The organism is Allobosea sp. TBD101 (assembly GCF_059817965.1).
Window position 1 is genome coordinate 4,141,454 of the sequence record NZ_CM187543.1, and the last position, 18,271, is coordinate 4,159,724.

An 18,271-nucleotide genomic window follows, 5' to 3' on the forward strand; every position below is an offset into this window, starting at 1 on the left:
GCGAGATGCGCAAGAAAAAAGCCGCCGAGATCATCGGCGGCTTTTTTCTTCAGGGTGGCGCGTCCATTCGGCGCCGGCCAGTTGCTCAGCGGCGCTTGCGGCGCTGCTGGCCCAGGCCCATCTTCTTCGCAAGCTGAGAGCGTGCCTCGGCATAGTTCGGCGCGACCATCGGATAGTCCGGCGGCAGGCCCCACTTCTCGCGATACTGCTCGGGCGACATGTTGTACTGCGTGCGCAGGTGCCGCTTCAGCGACTTGAACTTCTTTCCGTCTTCCAGGCAGATCAGGTAATCGGCCGTAATCGACTTCTTGACGGGAATGGCAGGCTTGGGAGCCTCGACCTGCACCACCGGTGCAGCGCCGCCGATCACGCGGCTCAACGCCGAGTGTACTTCGCTGATCAGAGCCGGCAGGTCGGAGGCCGGCACCGAATTGTTGGAGACGTAAGCGGAAACGATATCCGCCGTCAGCTCAATGAAATCAGCGCCCTCATTATCAGCCATGGCGATGTCTCTCCTTATCGTTCTTGGTAGCGTTCTGCGCTGATCGTCCACCGCCTCGTATCCGATAGCCTGATCAATATTGCCAATAATGGGTCAAGCACCATCGGCTCAGAATCGGATAACGCGGACTGATCACAATATGCGTTTAGTCGATACTGTTTATTCGTGCAAGCCAGCAATTCCCAACAATTCATGAATGCAAAGCTCAACAATTCATCCATGGGATGCTGCAATGCACTGAGCAGAAAAATTCAAAGCCGGGGCGCCCCGCACTGTCTTGCAAGCTGTTGCCGCCGCCTCTACCTGTCGGCTCCCCATGCCGGAGATCGCCATGCGTCAGGATCAGGCCCCTCGCTCCTCGAGCACCGCAGCACTCCGGCGCAAACCTGCGCCGTTGCCGCCAAAGGCCGAGATTCGCACGACGGAGATGCAGGTCCACGGGGTCACGCTGCGCGACGACTATGGCTGGCTGCGCGCCATCAACTGGAAAGACGTGCTGCGCGAGCCCGACGTCCTGCCCGCCGACATCCGCAACTATCTCGAAGCCGAGAACACCTATTGCAAGGCGCTGATGGCGCCGACCCGGGCCTTGCAGAAAGAACTGGTCAAGGAAATGCGCGGCCGGATCAAGGAAGACGATTCGAGCGTTCCGCAGCCGGATGGCCCCTTCCTGTACTATTCACGCTATCGCAAGGGTGCCGAGCATCCGCTGATCTGCCGCAAGCCCCGCAGCATGGCGGGCAAGAGCGGCCGGGCGGGCGAGCAGATCATGCTCGACGCCGATGCGTTGGCCGAGGACAAGGATTTCTTCGATCTCGGCGACGCCGCGCATAGCCCGGATCATCGCCTGCTCGCGTGGAGCGCCGACGAAGCGGGCTCGGAACTGCACAGTATCCACGTCAAGGACCTGGAGAGCGGCAACGACCTGCCCGACCTCGTCAAGGACACGACCGGCGAGATCATCTGGGCACGCGATTCCCGCTCGTTCTTCTATGTCGCGCTCGACGACGACCATCGCCCGTCACGGGTGAAGCGCCATCGCCTCGGCACGCCTGCCGAGGCGGACGACTTGCTGCATGACGAAGCCGATGCCGGCATGTTCGTCGATATCGACAAGACCCAGTCCGGCCGCTTCCTGCTGATCACCATCGGCGATCACGAGACATCGGAAACGCGCATCCTCGATCTCGACCGCCCGGAGGCGAAGCCGGTGCTCGTCGCAGAGCGCGAGCCGGGGCGCCAGTACAGCCTGGAGCATCACGGCGACGTCTTCGTGATCCTGACCAATGCCGACGGCGCCGAGGACTTCAAGATCGTCACGGCCCCCGTCGATGCGCCTGATCCGGCGAACTGGCGCGACCTGATCGCGCACAAACCGGGCCGCCTCATCCTCGACCATGTCTGCCTGAAGGGGCGCCTGATCCGGCTGGAGCGCGAGGACGGGCTGCCGCGCATCGTCATCCGCCACCTCGCCGATGGCGTGGAGAGCAACATCGCCTTCGACGAGGAAGCCTATGGGCTCGGCATGGATGCGGGCTACGAATTCGAGACCGATACGCTGCGCTTCATCTATGCCTCGATGGCACGGCCGGCAGAAACCTATGATTACAACCTGATTACCGGCGAACGGACCTTGCTGAAGCGGCAGGACGTGCCCTCCGGGCATGATCCGGCCAGCTACAAGGTGCGCCGCATCTTCGCCACGGCGCCGGACGGCGCGCGCGTGCCGATCTCGATCCTGCACCGGGCCGACCTCGCGCTCGACGGCAGGGCGCCCTGCCTGCTCTACGGCTACGGCTCCTACGGTTCGGCGATGTCGGCCTCGTTCCGGACGCGGCCGCTCAGCCTGGTCGATCGTGGCTTCGTCTATGCCATCGCCCATGTGCGCGGCGGCACGGACAAGGGCTGGCGCTGGTATCTCGACGGCAAGCGCGAGAACAAGAGCAACACCTTCACCGATTTCATCGCCGCCGCAGGCGCGCTGGCCGATGCCGGCTTCACGACGCGCGGGCGCATCGTCGCCGAGGGCGGCAGTGCCGGCGGCATGCTGATGGGGGCCGTCGCCAACATGGCGCCGGAGCTCTTCGCCGGCATCGTCGCGGAAGTGCCCTTCGTCGACGTGCTCAACACGATCCTCGACGACACCCTGCCGCTGACGCCGCCGGAATGGCCGGAATGGGGCGACCCGATCCGCGACGTGAAGGCCTTCGAGACCATCCGCAGCTACTCGCCCTACGACAATGTCACGGCGCAGAATTATCCGCCGATCCTCGCCATGGCCGGGCTGACCGATCCGCGCGTGACCTACTGGGAGCCGGCGAAATGGGTCGCACGCTTACGCGCCACGATGACCGGCGGCGGCCCCATCCTGCTGCATACCAACATGGAAGCTGGCCATGCCGGTTCGGCCGGGCGCTTCGACTCGCTGAAGGAGACCGCCCTGGCTTATGCCTTCGCCATCCATACCGTCGGCGAAGGCTGGGATGCGGCGAAAGGCGCCTGATCAGACGCCGAGCCGGCTCTTCTCGCTGGCGAGATAGACCTTGAGCTCGTCCATCGAGCCGAAGCTGTACTCGCCCTCGGGCGTGCGGGCGCAGATCGAGCCATCGGCATAGATGGTGAAATGCGCGTCGCCGACCTGATAGGCACCGACGATGCCCTCGTCGGACGCCGCTCGGCTGTCAGCAGGGGCCGGAGGCTCCTCGGCCTGCGGCTCGTCGACTGTGGCAGGCTCGGGCAACGCTTCCACGTGCGGGGTGTCCGGCTCCTCATGAACAGGCGCTTCGACCGGGTAGGCAAACGTTTCAGCTTCGGCGCCGATGGCCTCGGGCTCGGCCCGCTCATCGAAGGCATGAGCCTCGGTTCGCGGCGGCCAGAGCGGAGCGGTCTCTTGCACCGGGGCCAGCGCTTCGGCCGGCGGCGTATCGAGCCAGGGCTCGCGGCGCGGCGAGGCTTTGTCCATCCAGGACTCCGCCGCGGCGAACGGATCCGGTTCCGGGGAGAAGGATGGCTCGATGCGGCCGGTTTCGGGCTCCGGCTCGTTGAGATGGCCCACCAGGCTCGCGCGCAGCGCGCTGAACTCGTCGAGCTCGTCCTCGTCGGCAGCCGGCGCCTCTGCGGGTTCGTCCGGGATGGCCTCACGTTCCGCGACCGGCTGCTCCGGAAGCGAGGCCTCGAAGGATTCCGGCTCGTCATGTCCAGCGGGAGCTTCCTCCTCGGCGGTGGGCTGGACCTTCGCGGTAACCGGCTCGGCCGACTCATGCCCTTCCGCTTCGAATGCCGCAGGATACTCGAGAGGCTCCGGCGCCGCCACGGTCGACGGCGCCTCTTCGAACATGTCGGGCAATGGCCCGGCGCTTTCCGCCACGGGTTCGGCAGCCGTCTCGGGCGCGTCCTCGACGGCGGGCTCCGGTTCCTCCAGTTTCTGCGCGACGAGCGCGCCGAACAAATCCCTGTCTCCGGATGAGGCCGGCGCCTCGGCAGGAGCCGGCGTGCGCTCGTCGTCGGATACCGCGAGGGCCTGCGCCACGATGCCCGTTGCCGCAGCGCCCGCGACCGCGCCGATCGCAGCCGGAGCCACGGAACGCGAGAAGACCGTGGCTTCGGGCCGCGCCGGCACGGCAAACGGCGCCTGCTCAACGGCGGCGGCCGGAAGCGGCGCCTGCGCCCGAAGCTCGATCGCCTCGATCAGCGCGCGCCGGGTTGCGCGGACTTCCTTCAGGACCCAGGCGAGCGAAAGCATGATCAGACCAACGCCGCTTGCGATCGAGCCGATGATGACCTGCGTGAAGCCACGCTCCAGCACCATATAAGGCCAGCCGTCATAGATGGCGTAGGCGCCACCGCCGAACAGAAGCAGACCCAGAACGGTAAAAATCGCGATCAATTCGGTATCCTTGGCAGGGCCGTGACAGCTCTGGGCTGAGGCGACCGTCGCGTCACTATCTAACGTATTGAATAAGGGAGAGTTTCCAATCCAGACCGCTAAGGGAGAGAAATCTGGCGCGATTGTGGCGACCTGTCGAGAAGACATATGCTTTTCGCAACCGGAGCAGTTGTCGACCGGCGCGCGGGCGCTTAACTATCGCGGGGAATGGCAAGGTCTCCACGGCCTCGCCTGCCCCAACGGCAGGCCATTCTCATTTCAAGCGATTTCACAGCCCAAGGAGAGGCCTCATGTCCTTTACCCTTCCCGACCTTCCCTACGCCCATGATGCGCTCCAGCCCTTCATGTCGAAGGAGACGCTCGAGTACCATCACGACAAGCACCACCTCGCCTATGTGACCAACGGCAACAATGCCATCAAGGGCACGGAGTTCGAGGGCAAGTCGCTGGAGGAGATCGTCAAGGGCTCCTACGGCAAGAACCCCGCCGTCTTCAACAACGCTGGCCAGCACTACAACCACCTTCACTTCTGGAAGTGGATGAAGCCGAATGGCGGCGGCAAGATCCCGGGCGCGCTGGAGAAGGCGATCGTCGACTCGTTCGGCTCGGTCGAGAAATTCAAGGAAGACTTCGTCGCCGCCGGCGTCGGCCAGTTCGGCTCGGGCTGGGCCTGGCTCGAGGTCAAGGGCGGCAAGCTCGCCGTCAGCAAAACCCCGAACGGCGAGAGCCCGCTCGTCCATGGCGCGACCCCGATCCTCGGCGTCGACGTCTGGGAGCACTCCTACTACATCGACTACCGCAACCGTCGCCCCGACTATCTCAAGGCCTTCCTCGAGAGCCTGGTGAACTGGGACTACGTGGCCGAGCGCTTCGACGCTGCCAAGTAATCGGCAGGTTGCCGGAAACGAAAACGGGGCCTCACGGCCCCGTTTTTTGTTTGTGGGTGTCTTCCCGCATGCGCTGCGGCGCGAAGTGCCGCTGCGCATGCGGGACCGTCATCACGAAGAGGCGCCTTCTCGTCTCACGGTCCCGTGTCTGCGGCGCATCGCTTCGCGCTGCACCGCGCACGGGATGACCCGCGCCCTATAACCTGCCGGACCGGTGCTCAGGCGGCGACGTTGCGCAGGAACTGATCGACGGTCGAGTCAAGGCGCTGCGCCTGGTCGGCGACCTCGCCGGCCGCGCCGCGCACCTGCTCCGCCGAGCGACCGGTCTCCTCGACGCTGTCGGCGAGCACGCTGAGATCGCTCGACACCGAGAGCGCCGAGGTGCTCGCCATGGCGACGCCGCTGGCGATTTCGCCGGTCGCAATGGCCTGCTGCTCGATCGAGGTGGCAACCGAGTTTGCGAACTTCTCGATGGCGTTCATGCGCTCGGCGATGTTCTGGATCGAACCGACGACCTGACCCGTCGCGCCCTGGATCGCGGCGACCTGCGCCACGATGCGGTCAGTCGCATCGGCGGTCTGCGCCGCCAGCGACTTGACCTCGTTGGCCACCACGGCGAAGCCGCGGCCTGCCTCGCCGGCACGCGCCGCCTCGATGGTGGCATTGAGGGCGAGCAGGTTGGTCTGCGCGGCGATGTCGCGGATCAGGTTGACGACCTCGCCGATGGCGCGGGCGGTTTCGTCGAGCGCCCGCACGGAGCCGGCCGTATCGCGCGAGACGGACGCCGCCTCGACGATCTCGGTCCGGACACGGCGCACCTGGAACTCGACCTCGCGGATGGCCGCGCCCATCTCTTCGGCCGCCTGCGCGGCGTTCTCGACATTGCCCGAGGCGCCATGGGCGTTGTCGGCCGCGCGCGCCGCACGCTCGGAGGATTCCGCGGCGACGCGGGCGAGACCGTCCGAAGCCTCGCGCATGCGCTCCGCATTGTTCTTGAAGGCTTCGAGCGCCAGGCCAACCTCGCTGCGGAACGAGGTGATCGCATGGTCGACGCCCTGCTGGCGCGCGACCCTCTCGACCTCGGCCACGCTCTGCTTCTCCTCCAGCGTCGCCCGTTCGGCGAGGCGGATCTTGAGGACGCCGAGCGCCCGCGCGATCGCGCCGATCTCGTCGCGCCGGCCCAGCGCGTCGATCGGTGTCGAGAGATTGCCGTCGGAGATGCTGACGATCGCCTTGGTCATGCTGCGCAGGGGGCGCATCGCCCGCGACAGCGAGAACCAGAGCAGCGGGCCGAGCACCAGCAGGATGACCAGGCCGAGCCCGATCGTCACGAACTGCTCCCAGGCGGCGCGCGCCACGAGACGCGTCTTGTCGAAGCGCAGAGCGACATAGCCGATCTGCATATTCTGGGTGCCGACGCGCACGGCATGGATCTTCGTCAGGTAGACGTCGTCCTCGATATCGATCTCGATGCGCGTCTCCAGTGCTTTCCACGGCTCCTCGCCGATCGCATTGGCGAGCCAGCGCGGCGTGAGCGACAGGCGCGCCTCCATCGTGCGCCCGGCGGAGGCCAGGGCAACGAGATCGTCGCCAACGATACCGGCATCGAAATCGGGGTCGCGCTGCAACGAGGAGAGAAGATCTCCGAGCGTGCTGTTGTCCCGCGACAGGATCAGGGACGGCGAGGCGTTGACCACCATCAGGGTCAGCGCCGTGACCTTCTGGTCGAGATCGGCACGCGTGCGGGTCTCATTGTAGCGGGCGATCGCCATCACCACGAAGACGATGGCAATGGCGACAATCGCCACGGCCGCCGTTGCGATCTGCCGGCTGAGGGAACCCAGGCTCTGCCCGCCCGGCTGCGCCGGCTCTCCCGCTCCGGCTGCGCGCCTGAACATCTTCATCGAGCCGATCATCTCCGAAACCGGCGCATGCTGCTGCGAAGAGCGGCGCCCCCAACCCGCTGTCACAATGGCCGATCCCGGTAAACAAATCGCTTGCGCGCGCGGCGGGCGATCAAGCATCCAAAGCAGAGAAGCGGCTCAACGGCAGGCCGGGTGGAGGCACGAAGGCGGCGATGGCCGCATGCTCGACAGGCCGCGAGGCCACCACCGGGTCGAGCGTGGCCAACTCGTCATCGACAAAGCCCGGATGGCACATCACCAGATGGCACGGGCCCGGCTCGATCAGGAAACCGGCGAGGTCCGCAGCGAAATCCCGTTGCGGATCGAACGGCGCCACGCCGGAGAAACCCCGGTTGACGCGTAGGCCCCGCTTCAGCGCCGCACCGCGGAAGCCGGTGGCGAGGCCGGCAATGACGAGCGCCTTGCCCACCGCCACGCCTCGCGCGCGAATCGCAGCCGGGCGATCCGCAGTGTCGCGGACATAGAGGGCGCCCGCGGGATAACGTCGTGCGAGGCTATCCAGCAATGCGCGGCGCACGCCGGGCAGCACATGGACATGCTGGTGTCCGTCGACGAAATCCGGCGGCCGGCCCAGCGCCTCCTCGAAAGCGTCCAGCTGGCGCGCGATCTCGGCTGCAATCTCCTTGCGCACGGCCGGAGAGGTGGCGGCAGCGCGCGCGACATCCTTCAGGCTCGGAAAGGTGCCGCCGGGTGCGAGCCGCGGCATCGCCGAGAGCGGCGCGGCGCAGGTCAGGTTGAGATGCAGGCCGAGATCGGCCTTGCCGGTGAAAGCAGCGAGTTCCGGTGCGAGCCGGCGCCAATGCGGGCGATTGGTCATCGCACCCGTTGCGGTCAACTTGCCTTGCCGGAGGAGGTCGAGAATCGCGCGGCTGACGCCCTCCGTCATGGCGAAATCATCGGCGCACAGGATAAAGCCCTTCGCCATCGCGCGTATTGTCCCTCGTTGACCGGGTTCGCGCTATAGCGCGACGCCGTCATGATGGAAACGCGCCGCCATGAAGCCGCGCGTTTTACCAAGGCCGTTTTGCCGCGCGGGCTTGTCGCCCGGCAAGCTTTGCGGTTCTGTGCGTCGCGCATCGCCCCGAGAGGCGAATGCGCCCGCAATTGAAAGGTCGTTCGTGTCGGATATCGGGTCTCAGCCGGTTCAACCTGTGCCTCGGGCTTCGCGCTGGCCAGAGCTTTCCATCGTCGTGCCCGTGCACAACGAGGCCGATAATCTGCCCCTGCTCGTCGAGCGACTGCGGACGACTCTCAACGGGAAAGTCGAATCCTGGGAGGTCGTCTTCGTCGACGATGGCAGCCGCGACGAGACGCTGGCGGTGATCCGCGACCTCAACCTGGCCGACCCGCGAATCAACGCCGTCTCCTTCAGCCGCAATTTCGGCAAGGAAATCGCGATCGCTGCGGGGCTCGACCATGCGCTGGGCGATGCCGTCATCATCATGGACGCCGATCTCCAGCATCCGCCGGAAACCATCCCCGCCTTCCTCGCCAGATGGCGCGAAGGCTATCTCAACGTCTACGGCCAGCGCACCGACCGCGAAGGTGAAACCCGGATGAAGCGCGGTTTCGCCAAGCTGTTTTACCGCATCTTCGGCTATTTCGGCGAAACGCCGCTGCCGGAAGGCGCCGGAGATTTCCGCCTGCTCGACCGCAAGGCCGTCGATGCCCTGCGGGCGCTGCCGGAACGCGCCCGGTTCTCGAAGGGCCTCTATGCCTGGGTCGGCTTCCGTTCGATCGGCGTGCCCTTCCAGGTCGCGGAGCGCGAGCACGGCCAGTCCAAGTTCAAATATCGCAAACTGTTCTCCTTCGCCTTCGACGGCCTCTCCTCATTCTCGACCGTGCCGCTGAAGATCGCGACATGGTCGGGGGCGGTCATCGCTGTGATTGCGACGTTCTCGGCGCTCTACTTCATGCTGCGGACACTGCTCTTCGGCACCGACCTGCCCGGCTTCCCCTCGCTGATCGTCTCGATCATGTTCTTCTCGGGAATCCAGCTCGTCTCGCTCGGCATGATCGGAGAGTATGTCGGGCGCATCTTCGCCGAGGTGAAGCGCCGGCCGCTCTACCTGATCGGCGAGCGCGTCGGCTTCGACGCCCGCACTGTCGAACATCCGCGCGGCGACGCCCTGCCGCCGCTGATCCGCTAGATCACCTCCATGCTCAGAAACATCCTGTCGGTCGGCGGCTACACGCTGATCTCGCGGATCACCGGGTTCGCGCGCGACATCGTGCTCGCCGCCGTGCTCGGCGCCGGCGCAACGATGGATGCGTTCTCGGTTGCGCTGCGCCTGCCCAACCATTTCCGCGCCATCTTCGGCGAAGGCGCCTTCAACCAGGCCTATGTGCCGACCTATGCCCATGTTGCCGAGAAGCAGGGGCAGGAGGCGGCCAATCTCTTCGCCGACCGGCTCTTCACAGTGCTGCTGATCGTGCAGGTCGCGCTGCTGGCGCTGGCGCTGCCCCTGATGCCCTGGCTGGTGACGTTGCTGGCGCCGGGTTTCAGCAAGGACCCGGCGGTGTTCGAGCTTGCGGTCGCGCTGACGCGGATCACCTTCCCCTATCTGCTGTTCGTGACCATGGTCACGTTCCTCGGGGCAACGCTCAACGCCGTCGAGCGCTATGCCGCCTTCGCCGCCGCGCCGATCCTGTTCAACCTCTTCGTCATCGCCGCGCTGGCCGTGCCCTTCCTGTTTCCGAGCGCAGCCCATGCCGCCGCCTGGGGGGTTGCGATCTCAGGCGTGGCGCAATGGGGCCTGCTCTATGTCGCTGCCAAGCGGGCCGGCGTTTCGAGCAAGCTGGTGCGGCCACGGCGGGATGCCGGGGTCCGGCGTTTCCTGAAGGCTTTCGGCCCGGCCGTGATAGGCTCGGCCGGCGTGCAGATCGCGATCTTCGCCGACACCATCATCGCCTCGCTGCTGCCCCGCGGCGGCTATGCGGCGCTCTACTATGCCGAGAGGCTCTACCAGTTGCCGCTCGGGCTGATCGCGATCGCTGTCGGCACCGTCGCGCTTTCGGCGATGAGCCGCGCCGTCGCGCGGGGCGACGAGGCCGCCGCCAACCGCGCGCAGAACCGCGCCATCGCGATCTCGCTCGCCGCCAGTGCGCCCTTCGTCGCCGCCTTCGTCGCCGTACCGGAACTGATGGTCGCCGGCCTGTTCCAACGCGGCGCCTTCGATGCGCCGGCGAGCGCGGCGGCCGGTGCCGTGCTCTTCGCCTATGCGCTCGGCTTACCGGCGATCGTGATGATCCGCACGCAGGTCTCGGCTTTCCAGGCGCGCGGCGACACGACGACACCGATGCTTGTCTCGCTCGCGGCCATCGCGTGCAATCTCGCGCTGAAGCTCCTGCTCTGGCGCGACTGGGGCGCGCCGGGCCTGGCGCTCGCGACCGCCGCCGGCGCCTGGGTCAATCTGATCGCGCTGTTCGTGCTGGCGCGGCGACGCGGCTTGACCGAGCTCGACCGGCGCCTGCCGGGCTACGCGGCGATCATCTGCGGGGCGGCGGCGCTCTGCGGCCTGCTGGCCTGGTGGGGGAAACCGACGGCGCTCAAGCTGACGGCGGCCCTGCCCTTCGAACCGATCTTGATGGCGGTGCTTCTCGTGTCCGGGATTGCGGCCGTGCTTTACGCCGTGCTGGCCGGCGGCTTGCTCAAGGTGACGGGGCTGCTCAGGTTGTTGCACTGAAGCGGACAGCCTGTGCCCTCTGTCATTCCGGGGCGCCCGAAGGGCGAACCCGGAATGACAAAGGGCAGTTCCCAAGGGACGATCAGGCGACGAAGCCCCCTGCTCCGCCGAGCAGGGCCACGGCTTCGGCAACCATGCGCTCGACGATCTCGCCAGCGCCGGGAATATCCGTGATCAAGCCGGCGGCCTCGCCGAAGATGACGGCGGCCTTGTCGGGATCGCCGGCCATGAAAGCTTCGCGATAGGCCGGCCCCTCGGCTGCGATGGCGTCCTTCAGAGCGGCGTCGCGCCCGGCCCATTTCGCGATGAAGGCATTGTCCGAGACGCGGATATCGAAGGGCTTCGGCCAGTCGAGCTGGCGGGCGATATCGGGCAGCGAGGAGCGCACGGTCTGGTCGCCGGTCGCGGCGACGGCCACCGCGTGATGGCGCTCGTGCACCATCGCTTCACGGCTCGCCCAGAAGCGCGTGCCGGCCAGCACGCCATCGGCGCCAAGCATCAGGGCCGCAGCGAGCCCGCGGCCATCGGCGATGCCGCCAGCGGCAACGAGCAGTGTATCGGGGCTTTCCCGGGCGATCAGGTCGACCGCTTCCGGCACGAAGGGCAACGTCGCACGAGTGGCACCATGCCCGCCGGCTTCGGAACCTTGCGCGACGATGATGGTCGCGCCCGCCTCGATGGCGTCCCGGACATGGGCAAGCGTCTGGCACTGGCAGATCAAGGGCACGCCCGCCGCCGCGATCTCGGTGGCGAAGGGGCGCGGATCGCCGAAGGAGAGCATCAGCGCTGCCGGCTTGTGCGCCAGCGCCTGCGTCAGAAGCTCAGGCTTTTTCGCCATCGACCAGGTGATGAAGCCGCAGCCGACCTGGGTATTGCCGGCTGCCGCGAACTGCTGCTCGATCCAACCGGCGTCGCCATAGCCCCCACCGATGAGGCCGAGGCCGCCGGCACGGGTGACCGCAGCGGCGAGTGCCCCGCCGCCTGCCAGCGCCATCGGCGCCGACAGGATGGGATGGGCGATGCCGAGGCGTTCGGTCAATCGCGTAGCGAGGCGCGCCATGGATCAGGCCTTTCGGCTCAGGCCGCCTTCGGCTTGCTGTGAGCGTAGTCCATGTAGAGCTCGCGGGCGCGGCGGAAGAGCGGGCCGGGCTGGAGCGTGCGGTTGTCGATGCGGGTCACCGGCATGCACTTGGAATAGTTGCCGGACATGAATATCTCGTCGGCCTGCTCGAAATCCTCGTAACGCAGGCTGCATTCCTCGACCGGAATGCCGCTCTCGCGCATCAGCTTGATGACGCGCTGGCGGGTGATGCCGTTCAGGAAGGTGCCGTTCGGAACGGGGGTCTTCACGACGCCGTCCTTGGCAAGGAAGATATTCGAGGTCGCGGTCTCCGCGACATTGCCTTGCATGTCGAGCACCAGCGCGTTGTCGAAGCCGGCGGCCTTGGCCACCTTCAGCACGCGGGCATTGTTCGGGTAGAGGCAGCCGGCCTTGGCGTCCGTCGGGGCGGTCTCGTAGCTCGGGCGGCGGAAGGCGCCCTTGGTCACCGAGAAGCCGGCGGTCGGCTGCGGCATCGCCGCCTCGAACAGGCAGAGCGCGAACTGGGTCGATTCGGGATCGGGCATGATGGTGGACGGGCCGTCCGCCTCGCCCCAGTACATCGGCTTGACGTAAATCGCCGTGCCGGGAGCGAATTTCTTGACGCCCTCGAACATCTTCCCGACGATGAAATCCGCCTCGACGGTCGGCTTCAGGCCGAGCGCCGTCGCCGAGCGGTTCACGCGGGCGGCATGCAGGTCGATATCGGGCGCGACGCCGTCGAAATAGCGGCCGCCGTCGAAGACCGAGGAGCTCTGCCAGAGCACATGGCTGCGCGGACCGACGATGCCGGGGTTGCCCTCATGCCAGGCGCCATCGAACCAGGTCCACGTCTGAGAATACCATGCCATGACGGCGCTCCATTGTAGGCGATTTAACTCAGCCGCACCGTCCTCCCCCCACCGCTCGCCGTCAACATGCGGCAATGCATATCGGGATGACGTGATGTGATGGAAGCAATCGGCCCGCGTGATGGATCAGTAGCCCAGCGCGCGCAGGCCCGAGATCGCCGCCATGCCGACCAGCAGCGCCAGCAATTCGCTGCGCCGCAGGATCATGGTGCCGACGGCGGCCAGCAGCGCGACCGCCGCAGCCCAACCCAATCGCTCGATCAGGGGCAGCACCGTCGCCACCACGATCGAGCCGGGCAGCGCCGCAAGCCCGCGCCGGACATGCGGGGTCAGCGGGATGATGCTCATCAGCGCCACGCCGGAGATGCGGCAGAGATAGGTCGCGGCCGCCATCGCTGTGATGGCGATGATCGCGCCCCAGGCGCCGGGATCAGGCAGCGTCATCGCTGAACGCCCCCGTGACCGCGCCGGCGAGCGAGCCGACGATGATGAAGGCATAGCCGTCGACGAGACGCGCCGTGACCAGCGCGACGAGGCCGGCGACGGCCCATGGCACCATGCCGCGCCGACCGCGCCAGAGCGGCACGATCATCGCGGCGAAGAAGATCGGCATGACCAGGTCGATGCCGTAACGGCGCGGATCGCTCACCAGCGCGCCGAGCATATAGCCGCCGCCGGTCGCGATCACCCAGACCAGCCAGAGCGCGAGCCCCGCACCGACCAGCACGCCGAGATCGCGCCCGCCCTCGGCCCGGTAGCGCGTGCCGATCAGCCAGTTGGCATCGGTGAAGAAGAACAGATGGAAGGCGTTGAGCGTCTTCGGATATTTCGCGAACCAAGGCTGCAGCGAGGCGCCCTGCAGCACCATACGCGCATTGACGGTCGCGGTGACCACGGCGATGCCGGCAATGGCGCCCCAGCTCCATTCGGGGCGCCAGAGTTCCAGCGAGACGAGCTGGGCGACGCCCGCATAGACGAAGCCGCTCATCAGCATGGTCTGGAAGAAGGACAGTCCCTTGGCCGACGCGGCCGCGCCGAAGGCGACGGCGAAGACGACGATACCCGGCATCAGCACGGAGACCTTGCGCAGTCCGAGCATCATACCCGCAGCGGTGATCGGCGCTTCCGGGTTAACCGGTGGCGTGTTCGGTTCGTCTGACATGATCCTTCCAAAAGCGGGAAAGCCCGCGCGAAGGTCAACGCGCGCGAACGGTGCGGCTGCATGAATTCCGCGCAGGGCGCGACAGCCTTCGGCAGGAGCATTACAGATGGGCGATGCACTGGTTCGACGATGCCGACGCCATCGCCCCTGCCCTTCCCGCGATCTGGCTCGTCCGGACGGATGCCAATCCGCACAACCTGACGGAGCGCTCGGCGCTCAGACGTGGCATGGCGCGGTCGATCCTGGCGCGCCAGCTCGGCTGCCGCGAGGGCGATGTCGCCATCGCGCACGACGCGGCCGGACGTCCGTTTCTCGATCTCCCCCGAGAGACCGGTCTCCATCTCTCGCTGGCGACGCGGGCCGGCGTCGTCGCCGTCGGCCTGGCATGCCAGCCGCTGGGGGTCGACGTGGAGCAGGTCGACGAGCGGACCGCGCCGCCGCTCGACCTGTTGCATCCCGATGAGCGCAGCGCCCTCGCAGCAGCGGGCGCTGCCCAACAAGCCCGGAACTTCGCCCGCCTCTGGGCTGCGAAGGAAGCCTATGTGAAGGCGCTGGGATCGGGCTTTCGCAGGGCGCCGGAGAGTTTCGCGGTATCGCTCCTGTCGGAGACAGCCTTTCGGGTGACCGACGCCTCCGCACCTGCCGACATCGCCGGCGCTCTGCGCGCCATGAAAAACGGCGGCCATGAGATCATGGCCGCCGCAATTGTCGTGACCCGTCAGGCTGAACGCATCAGCCCAGCTGATCGATCGGCTTCTTCTTGAGGGCGTAGCCGACGATGCAGACGAAAGCCGCACCGAGCACCGCCGCCGTATAGAACGGCACCTTCGCAGGCAGGAGACCGGCCGGGTTGGTGTCGGAGACCGGCACGGTCTGGACCCAATTCGGCATGTGCACCTGAAGCCACTGCATCACCGCCATGTCGCTGAGCAGCATCTCGCCGGCGATCCAGCCGAGCAGGGCCGCACCGAGCCAGATCAAGATCGGGAAGCGTTCGAGAATGGTCGAGAGCATGCGGGCGCCGAAGATGATGAGCGGGATCGTCAGCAGCAGGCCGAACACGAACAGCTCGAAATGGCCACGCGCCGCGGCAGCGATCGCGAGCACGTTGTCGAGGCTCATCACCGCGTCGGCGATGGCGATGGTGCGTACCGCCTTCCAGAGATTGTCGCTGGCTGCGACCTCGCCATGCGCCTCTTCCTCACCCTTGGCGAGCTTGATGGCGATCCAGAACAGGAGCAGCGCGCCGACGACCTTCAGGAACGGGATGTTCAGGAGGTAGCTGACAACCACCGCGAAGATGATGCGCAAGCCCACCGCCGCAGCGGCGCCGAGCCAGATGCCGACCTTGCGCTGCTTCTCCGGCAGCGAGCGCACGGCGAGCGCGATCACGACCGCGTTGTCGCCCGAAAGCAGCAGATCGATCCAGATGATCTGGAGCAGCGAAGTCCAGAAGGCGGAAGATGCGAAATCCATCGGTCAGGTTGTCCCTTTGCAGTTTGTCAGAGAGCCGGATCGGGCCGGCGTGATTTGATGAGGTAGCCGAGGCCGAGCACGAGCAACGCGCCCAGGATCGCGGCCGGGTATTCGAGCTTGTGCAGCAGTTCTTCGCCGAAGCGGGCGATCAGCCAGGGATCGCTCTCGAACATCTCGCCCGCGACCCAGCCCAGCAGCGCCGCGCCGGCCCAGACCAGGACCGGGAAGCGAGTCAGCAAGCTGGTGATCAGCGAAGCGCCGAGCACGATCAGCGGGATCGAGATGACCAAGCCGGCGATTAGCAGGGGAATTGAATCCTTGGCAACGGCGGCGATGGCCAGCACATTGTCGAGGCTCATGACGATGTCGGCGATCGCGACGGTCTGCACCGCCTTCCAGAGCTTGCTGCTGGCGGTTATCGAATCCTCGTCCTGGCCCTCGTCCTCGACGATCAGCTTGACCGCGATCCAGATCAGAAGGCCCGCGCCGACGATGCGCAGGAGGGGCGTGTTCAGGAGCGAGGCAATCAGCACGGTGAAGAGCACGCGCAGCACGACCGCGACACCGGCGCCGAGCGCGATGCCCTTGGTGCGCTGCGCCGGTGCCAGCGCCCGGCAAGCCAGCGCGATGACGACGGCGTTGTCACCCGAGAGCACGATGTTGAGCAGGATGATCTCGGCCAGCTTGCCCCAGACAAGCGGGTCGACGATCGAAACCGACGACAAATCCATGATCATCAAACCTTTGAATACATATTGCGCATGACGCCCAGCCGACCGTCCTAAAGCGCCTGCTCGACGGCCTTGCCGGCGGCTTCCGTGCCGAGCGAGCCACCGAGATCGCGCGTGCGGGTCCGGGCGTCGCCGAGCGCGCGCTCGATCGCGGCCTCGATGCCCTTCGCGGCCTCGTGCTCGCCGAGATGGTCGAGCATCATCGCGCCGGACCAGATCATGCCGACGGGATTGGCGATGCCCTGCCCGGCGATATCCGGCGCCGAACCGTGAACCGGCTCGAACAGCGAGGGATGGTCGCCGGTCGGGTTGATGTTGCCGGAGGGCGCGATGCCGATCGTGCCCGTGCAGGCCGGGCCGAGATCGGAAAGGATGTCGCCGAACAGGTTGGAGGCGACGACGACGTCGAAACGGTCCGGATTGAGCACGAAATGCGCGGTCAGGATGTCGATATGGTACTGGTCGACGGCGACGCCCGGATAGCTCTTCGCCATCTCCTTCACCCGTTCGTCCCAGTAGGGCATGGTGATCGAGATGCCGTTCGACTTGGTGGCGGAGGTCAGCTTCTTGCGCGGGCGGCGCTGCGCCAGATCGAAGGCGTATTTCAGCACGCGGTCGACGCCGACGCGGCTCATCACCGTTTCCTGGATGACGATCTCACGCTCGGTGCCGGCATACATCCGGCCGCCGACCGAGGAATACTCGCCCTCGGTGTTCTCGCGCACGACGAAGAAGTCGATATCGCCGGGCTTGCGACCCACGAGCGGGCCGGGCACGCCAGGCATCAGGCGGACGGGGCGCAGGTTGACGTATTGGTCGAACTCGCGCCGGAACAGCAGCAGCGAACCCCAGAGCGAGATATGGTCCGGCACCTGCTGGGGCATGCCGACGGCGCCGAAATAGATTGCGTCATGGCCGCCGATCTTCTCTTTCCAGTCGTCCGGCAGCATCTTGCCGTGCTTGGCGTAGTAGTCGCAGGAGGAGAAATCGAACGAGTCGAGGCGCAGCTCGAAGCCGTATTTCTTCGAGGCGGTCTCCAGCACGCGCAGGCCCTCGGGCATGACTTCCTTGCCGATGCCGTCACCGGCGATCACGGCGATGCGGTAAACGCGGTTGGTCCCGGTCATGCGGTTTCTCCGAAGAAAGCCCTGAACTCGGCGGCGACGAGATCGGGGACCTCCTCCGCCAGATAATGTCCGCCGGGCAGAGCCCGGCCGCGCACATCCTGCGCACGCTCGCGCCACAAGGCCAGAGGGTCGAAGCACTTGCCGATGACGCCGCGCTCGCCCCAGAGCGCCAGCAGCGGGCAGGCGAGCTTCCGGCCGCCATCGGCATCGTCATGGGCGATGTCGATCGTCGCGGCGGCGCGATAATCCTCGCAGCTGGCATGGATCATGGCGGGATCGCGGAAGCAGCGCAGGTATTCGGCAAGTGCCTCCGGCTCGAACAGGCGCATGTCGGAGGCGCGCCGGCTCGTCCAGTAGAAATCCGGATCGCTCTCGATCATGCGTTCCGGCATCGGGGCCGGCTGGATCAGGAAGAACCAGTGCCAGTAGGCGCGGGCGAAAGCGTCGGTCGTGTCGCGATACATCTCGCGCGTCGGCGCGATGTCGAGGGTGGCGAGCTTCAGGACGCGCTCGCCATGGTCGAGCGCCAGACGATGCGCGACGCGGGCGCCGCGGTCATGCGAGCCGACGAAGAAGCGCTCGTGCCCCAGCACGCTCATCACCTCGGCCATGTCCTGCGCCATCGCGCGCTTCGCGTAAGGCGCGTGCCCGGCGTCGCTCGGCGGCTTGTCGGAATCGCCGTAGCCGCGCAGGTCCGGGCAGATCAGGGTGAAGTGCGGCGCGAGCAGCGGGGCGATCCGGCGCCACATCACATGCGTCTGCGGATAGCCGTGCAGCAGCAGGAGTGGCGGCCCCTCACCGCCGATCCGCGCGCGAATCCGCGGGCCCGACGTCGCGACGTCGAGCAGACGAAAACCGGGGAACAGATTGTCCGTGACGGGACGTTCGGTGAGAAACATAGAACCGCAGGAATGCAAGAATGCGTCAGCGCATACCCCG

At 66.5% G+C, this 18,271-nt stretch carries 17 protein-coding genes; 5 read left to right on the plus strand and 12 right to left on the minus strand.

Translation table 11 applies throughout. From position 1 onward, the window contains the following. Nucleotides 1–85: 85 nt before the first annotated feature. Nucleotides 86–502 (minus strand): Ros/MucR family transcriptional regulator, encoded by a 417-nt coding sequence (locus AC6RIC_RS20225; protein WP_454657823.1) that lies wholly within the window; start codon nt 500–502, stop codon nt 86–88. Nucleotides 503–833: 331 nt separating this feature from the next. On the opposite strand from AC6RIC_RS20225, the gene AC6RIC_RS20230 reads away from it, so the two are divergent. Further along, nucleotides 834–3,005: a S9 family peptidase gene (locus AC6RIC_RS20230; RefSeq protein WP_499733675.1), complete on the plus strand. Its 2,172-nt coding sequence runs from the start codon at nt 834–836 to the stop codon at nt 3,003–3,005. Here AC6RIC_RS20230 and AC6RIC_RS20235 read toward each other — a convergent pair whose 3' ends face one another. Further along, nucleotides 3,006–4,388: a hypothetical protein gene (locus AC6RIC_RS20235; protein ID WP_499733676.1), complete on the minus strand. Its 1,383-nt coding sequence runs from the start codon at nt 4,386–4,388 to the stop codon at nt 3,006–3,008. 290 nt (nt 4,389–4,678) lie between these two features. Between AC6RIC_RS20235 and AC6RIC_RS20240 the strand changes: the two genes are divergently transcribed. After that, complete coding sequence (locus AC6RIC_RS20240) at nt 4,679–5,275, plus strand: superoxide dismutase (RefSeq protein WP_454657826.1); 597 nt, start codon at nt 4,679–4,681, stop codon at nt 5,273–5,275. A 218-nt stretch (nt 5,276–5,493) separates the two neighbouring features. Here the strand turns inward: AC6RIC_RS20240 and AC6RIC_RS20245 are convergent, their stop codons facing one another. Together AC6RIC_RS20245 and AC6RIC_RS20250 are read right to left on the minus strand one after the other, a co-directional pair. Next, nucleotides 5,494–7,179 (minus strand): methyl-accepting chemotaxis protein, encoded by a 1,686-nt coding sequence (locus tag AC6RIC_RS20245; RefSeq protein ID WP_499733677.1) that lies wholly within the window; start codon nt 7,177–7,179, stop codon nt 5,494–5,496. 112 nt (nt 7,180–7,291) lie between these two features. Continuing rightward, nucleotides 7,292–8,125 carry a ChbG/HpnK family deacetylase gene (locus tag AC6RIC_RS20250; protein ID WP_499733678.1) on the minus strand — a complete coding sequence of 278 codons (834 nt, stop codon included), beginning with the start codon at nt 8,123–8,125 and terminating at the stop codon, nt 7,292–7,294. A 265-nt stretch (nt 8,126–8,390) separates the two neighbouring features. On the opposite strand from AC6RIC_RS20250, the gene AC6RIC_RS20255 reads away from it, so the two are divergent. Both AC6RIC_RS20255 and murJ read left to right on the plus strand, forming a co-directional pair. Then, nucleotides 8,391–9,350, plus strand: coding sequence for a glycosyltransferase family 2 protein (locus tag AC6RIC_RS20255; RefSeq protein WP_454657829.1), 960 nt, complete (start codon nt 8,391–8,393; stop codon nt 9,348–9,350). A gap of 9 nt (nt 9,351–9,359) precedes the next feature. Beyond that, nucleotides 9,360–10,886, plus strand: a complete 1,527-nt coding sequence (gene murJ / locus AC6RIC_RS20260; RefSeq protein WP_499733679.1) for a murein biosynthesis integral membrane protein MurJ — start codon at nt 9,360–9,362, stop codon at nt 10,884–10,886. A gap of 82 nt (nt 10,887–10,968) precedes the next feature. On the opposite strand, the gene AC6RIC_RS20265 is transcribed toward murJ, so the two are convergent. The 4 genes from AC6RIC_RS20265 to AC6RIC_RS20280 form a co-directional block, all read right to left on the minus strand. Further along, the gene (locus tag AC6RIC_RS20265; protein ID WP_499733680.1) at nt 10,969–11,946 is read right to left on the minus strand and encodes an NAD(P)H-dependent flavin oxidoreductase; all 978 of its coding nucleotides are present in this window, start codon (nt 11,944–11,946) and stop codon (nt 10,969–10,971) included. A 17-nt stretch (nt 11,947–11,963) separates the two neighbouring features. Next, nucleotides 11,964–12,836 carry a branched-chain amino acid aminotransferase gene (locus tag AC6RIC_RS20270; RefSeq protein ID WP_291652406.1) on the minus strand — a complete coding sequence of 291 codons (873 nt, stop codon included), beginning with the start codon at nt 12,834–12,836 and terminating at the stop codon, nt 11,964–11,966. Between the two features lie 126 nt (nt 12,837–12,962). Beyond that, entirely contained in the window at nt 12,963–13,280 is a 318-nt protein-coding gene (locus AC6RIC_RS20275; protein ID WP_454657832.1) for an AzlD family protein, read from the minus strand. After that, a complete protein-coding gene (locus tag AC6RIC_RS20280; RefSeq protein WP_499733681.1) occupies nt 13,267–13,998 on the minus strand; it encodes an AzlC family ABC transporter permease in 732 nt (243 codons plus the stop codon). The genes AC6RIC_RS20275 and AC6RIC_RS20280 overlap by 14 nt, the downstream gene beginning before the upstream one ends. 113 nt (nt 13,999–14,111) lie before the next feature. Here AC6RIC_RS20280 and AC6RIC_RS20285 point away from each other — a divergent pair, with 113 nt between their 5' ends. Beyond that, nucleotides 14,112–14,762 carry a 4'-phosphopantetheinyl transferase family protein gene (locus AC6RIC_RS20285; protein ID WP_454657834.1) on the plus strand — a complete coding sequence of 217 codons (651 nt, stop codon included), beginning with the start codon at nt 14,112–14,114 and terminating at the stop codon, nt 14,760–14,762. On the opposite strand, the gene AC6RIC_RS20290 is transcribed toward AC6RIC_RS20285, so the two are convergent. Genes AC6RIC_RS20290 through AC6RIC_RS20305 form a run of 4 tightly spaced genes read right to left on the minus strand, consistent with a single transcriptional unit; the run spans nt 14,731 to nt 18,231 of the window. Then, nucleotides 14,731–15,474: a TerC family protein gene (locus tag AC6RIC_RS20290; protein WP_454657835.1), complete on the minus strand. Its 744-nt coding sequence runs from the start codon at nt 15,472–15,474 to the stop codon at nt 14,731–14,733. The genes AC6RIC_RS20285 and AC6RIC_RS20290 overlap by 32 nt on opposite strands. Before the next feature lie 26 nt (nt 15,475–15,500). Further along, entirely contained in the window at nt 15,501–16,205 is a 705-nt protein-coding gene (locus AC6RIC_RS20295; protein ID WP_499733682.1) for a TerC family protein, read from the minus strand. Nucleotides 16,206–16,255: 50 nt separating this feature from the next. Further along, entirely contained in the window at nt 16,256–17,332 is a 1,077-nt protein-coding gene (locus AC6RIC_RS20300) for a tartrate dehydrogenase (protein ID WP_499733683.1), read from the minus strand. Next, nucleotides 17,329–18,231, minus strand: coding sequence for an alpha/beta fold hydrolase (locus AC6RIC_RS20305; protein WP_499733684.1), 903 nt, complete (start codon nt 18,229–18,231; stop codon nt 17,329–17,331). The genes AC6RIC_RS20300 and AC6RIC_RS20305 overlap by 4 nt, the downstream gene beginning before the upstream one ends. Between the last annotated feature and the right edge of the window lie 40 nt (nt 18,232–18,271).

Coding starts and splice junctions, on each gene's coding strand:
- AC6RIC_RS20290 (WP_454657835.1), bottom strand. CDS start 15,474: ATGGATTTCGCATCTTCCGCCTTCTGGACTTCGCTGCTCCAGATCATC.
- AC6RIC_RS20300 (WP_499733683.1), bottom strand. CDS start 17,332: ATGACCGGGACCAACCGCGTTTACCGCATCGCCGTGATCGCCGGTGAC.
- AC6RIC_RS20245 (WP_499733677.1), bottom strand. CDS start 7,179: ATGAAGATGTTCAGGCGCGCAGCCGGAGCGGGAGAGCCGGCGCAGCCG.
- AC6RIC_RS20285 (WP_454657834.1), top strand. CDS start 14,112: ATGCACTGGTTCGACGATGCCGACGCCATCGCCCCTGCCCTTCCCGCG.
- AC6RIC_RS20240 (WP_454657826.1), top strand. CDS start 4,679: ATGTCCTTTACCCTTCCCGACCTTCCCTACGCCCATGATGCGCTCCAG.
- murJ (WP_499733679.1), top strand. CDS start 9,360: ATGCTCAGAAACATCCTGTCGGTCGGCGGCTACACGCTGATCTCGCGG.
- AC6RIC_RS20250 (WP_499733678.1), bottom strand. CDS start 8,125: ATGGCGAAGGGCTTTATCCTGTGCGCCGATGATTTCGCCATGACGGAG.
- AC6RIC_RS20225 (WP_454657823.1), bottom strand. CDS start 502: ATGGCTGATAATGAGGGCGCTGATTTCATTGAGCTGACGGCGGATATC.
- AC6RIC_RS20280 (WP_499733681.1), bottom strand. CDS start 13,998: ATGTCAGACGAACCGAACACGCCACCGGTTAACCCGGAAGCGCCGATC.
- AC6RIC_RS20295 (WP_499733682.1), bottom strand. CDS start 16,205: ATGGATTTGTCGTCGGTTTCGATCGTCGACCCGCTTGTCTGGGGCAAG.
- AC6RIC_RS20270 (WP_291652406.1), bottom strand. CDS start 12,836: ATGGCATGGTATTCTCAGACGTGGACCTGGTTCGATGGCGCCTGGCAT.
- AC6RIC_RS20230 (WP_499733675.1), top strand. CDS start 834: ATGCGTCAGGATCAGGCCCCTCGCTCCTCGAGCACCGCAGCACTCCGG.
- AC6RIC_RS20275 (WP_454657832.1), bottom strand. CDS start 13,280: ATGACGCTGCCTGATCCCGGCGCCTGGGGCGCGATCATCGCCATCACA.
- AC6RIC_RS20305 (WP_499733684.1), bottom strand. CDS start 18,231: ATGTTTCTCACCGAACGTCCCGTCACGGACAATCTGTTCCCCGGTTTT.
- AC6RIC_RS20265 (WP_499733680.1), bottom strand. CDS start 11,946: ATGGCGCGCCTCGCTACGCGATTGACCGAACGCCTCGGCATCGCCCAT.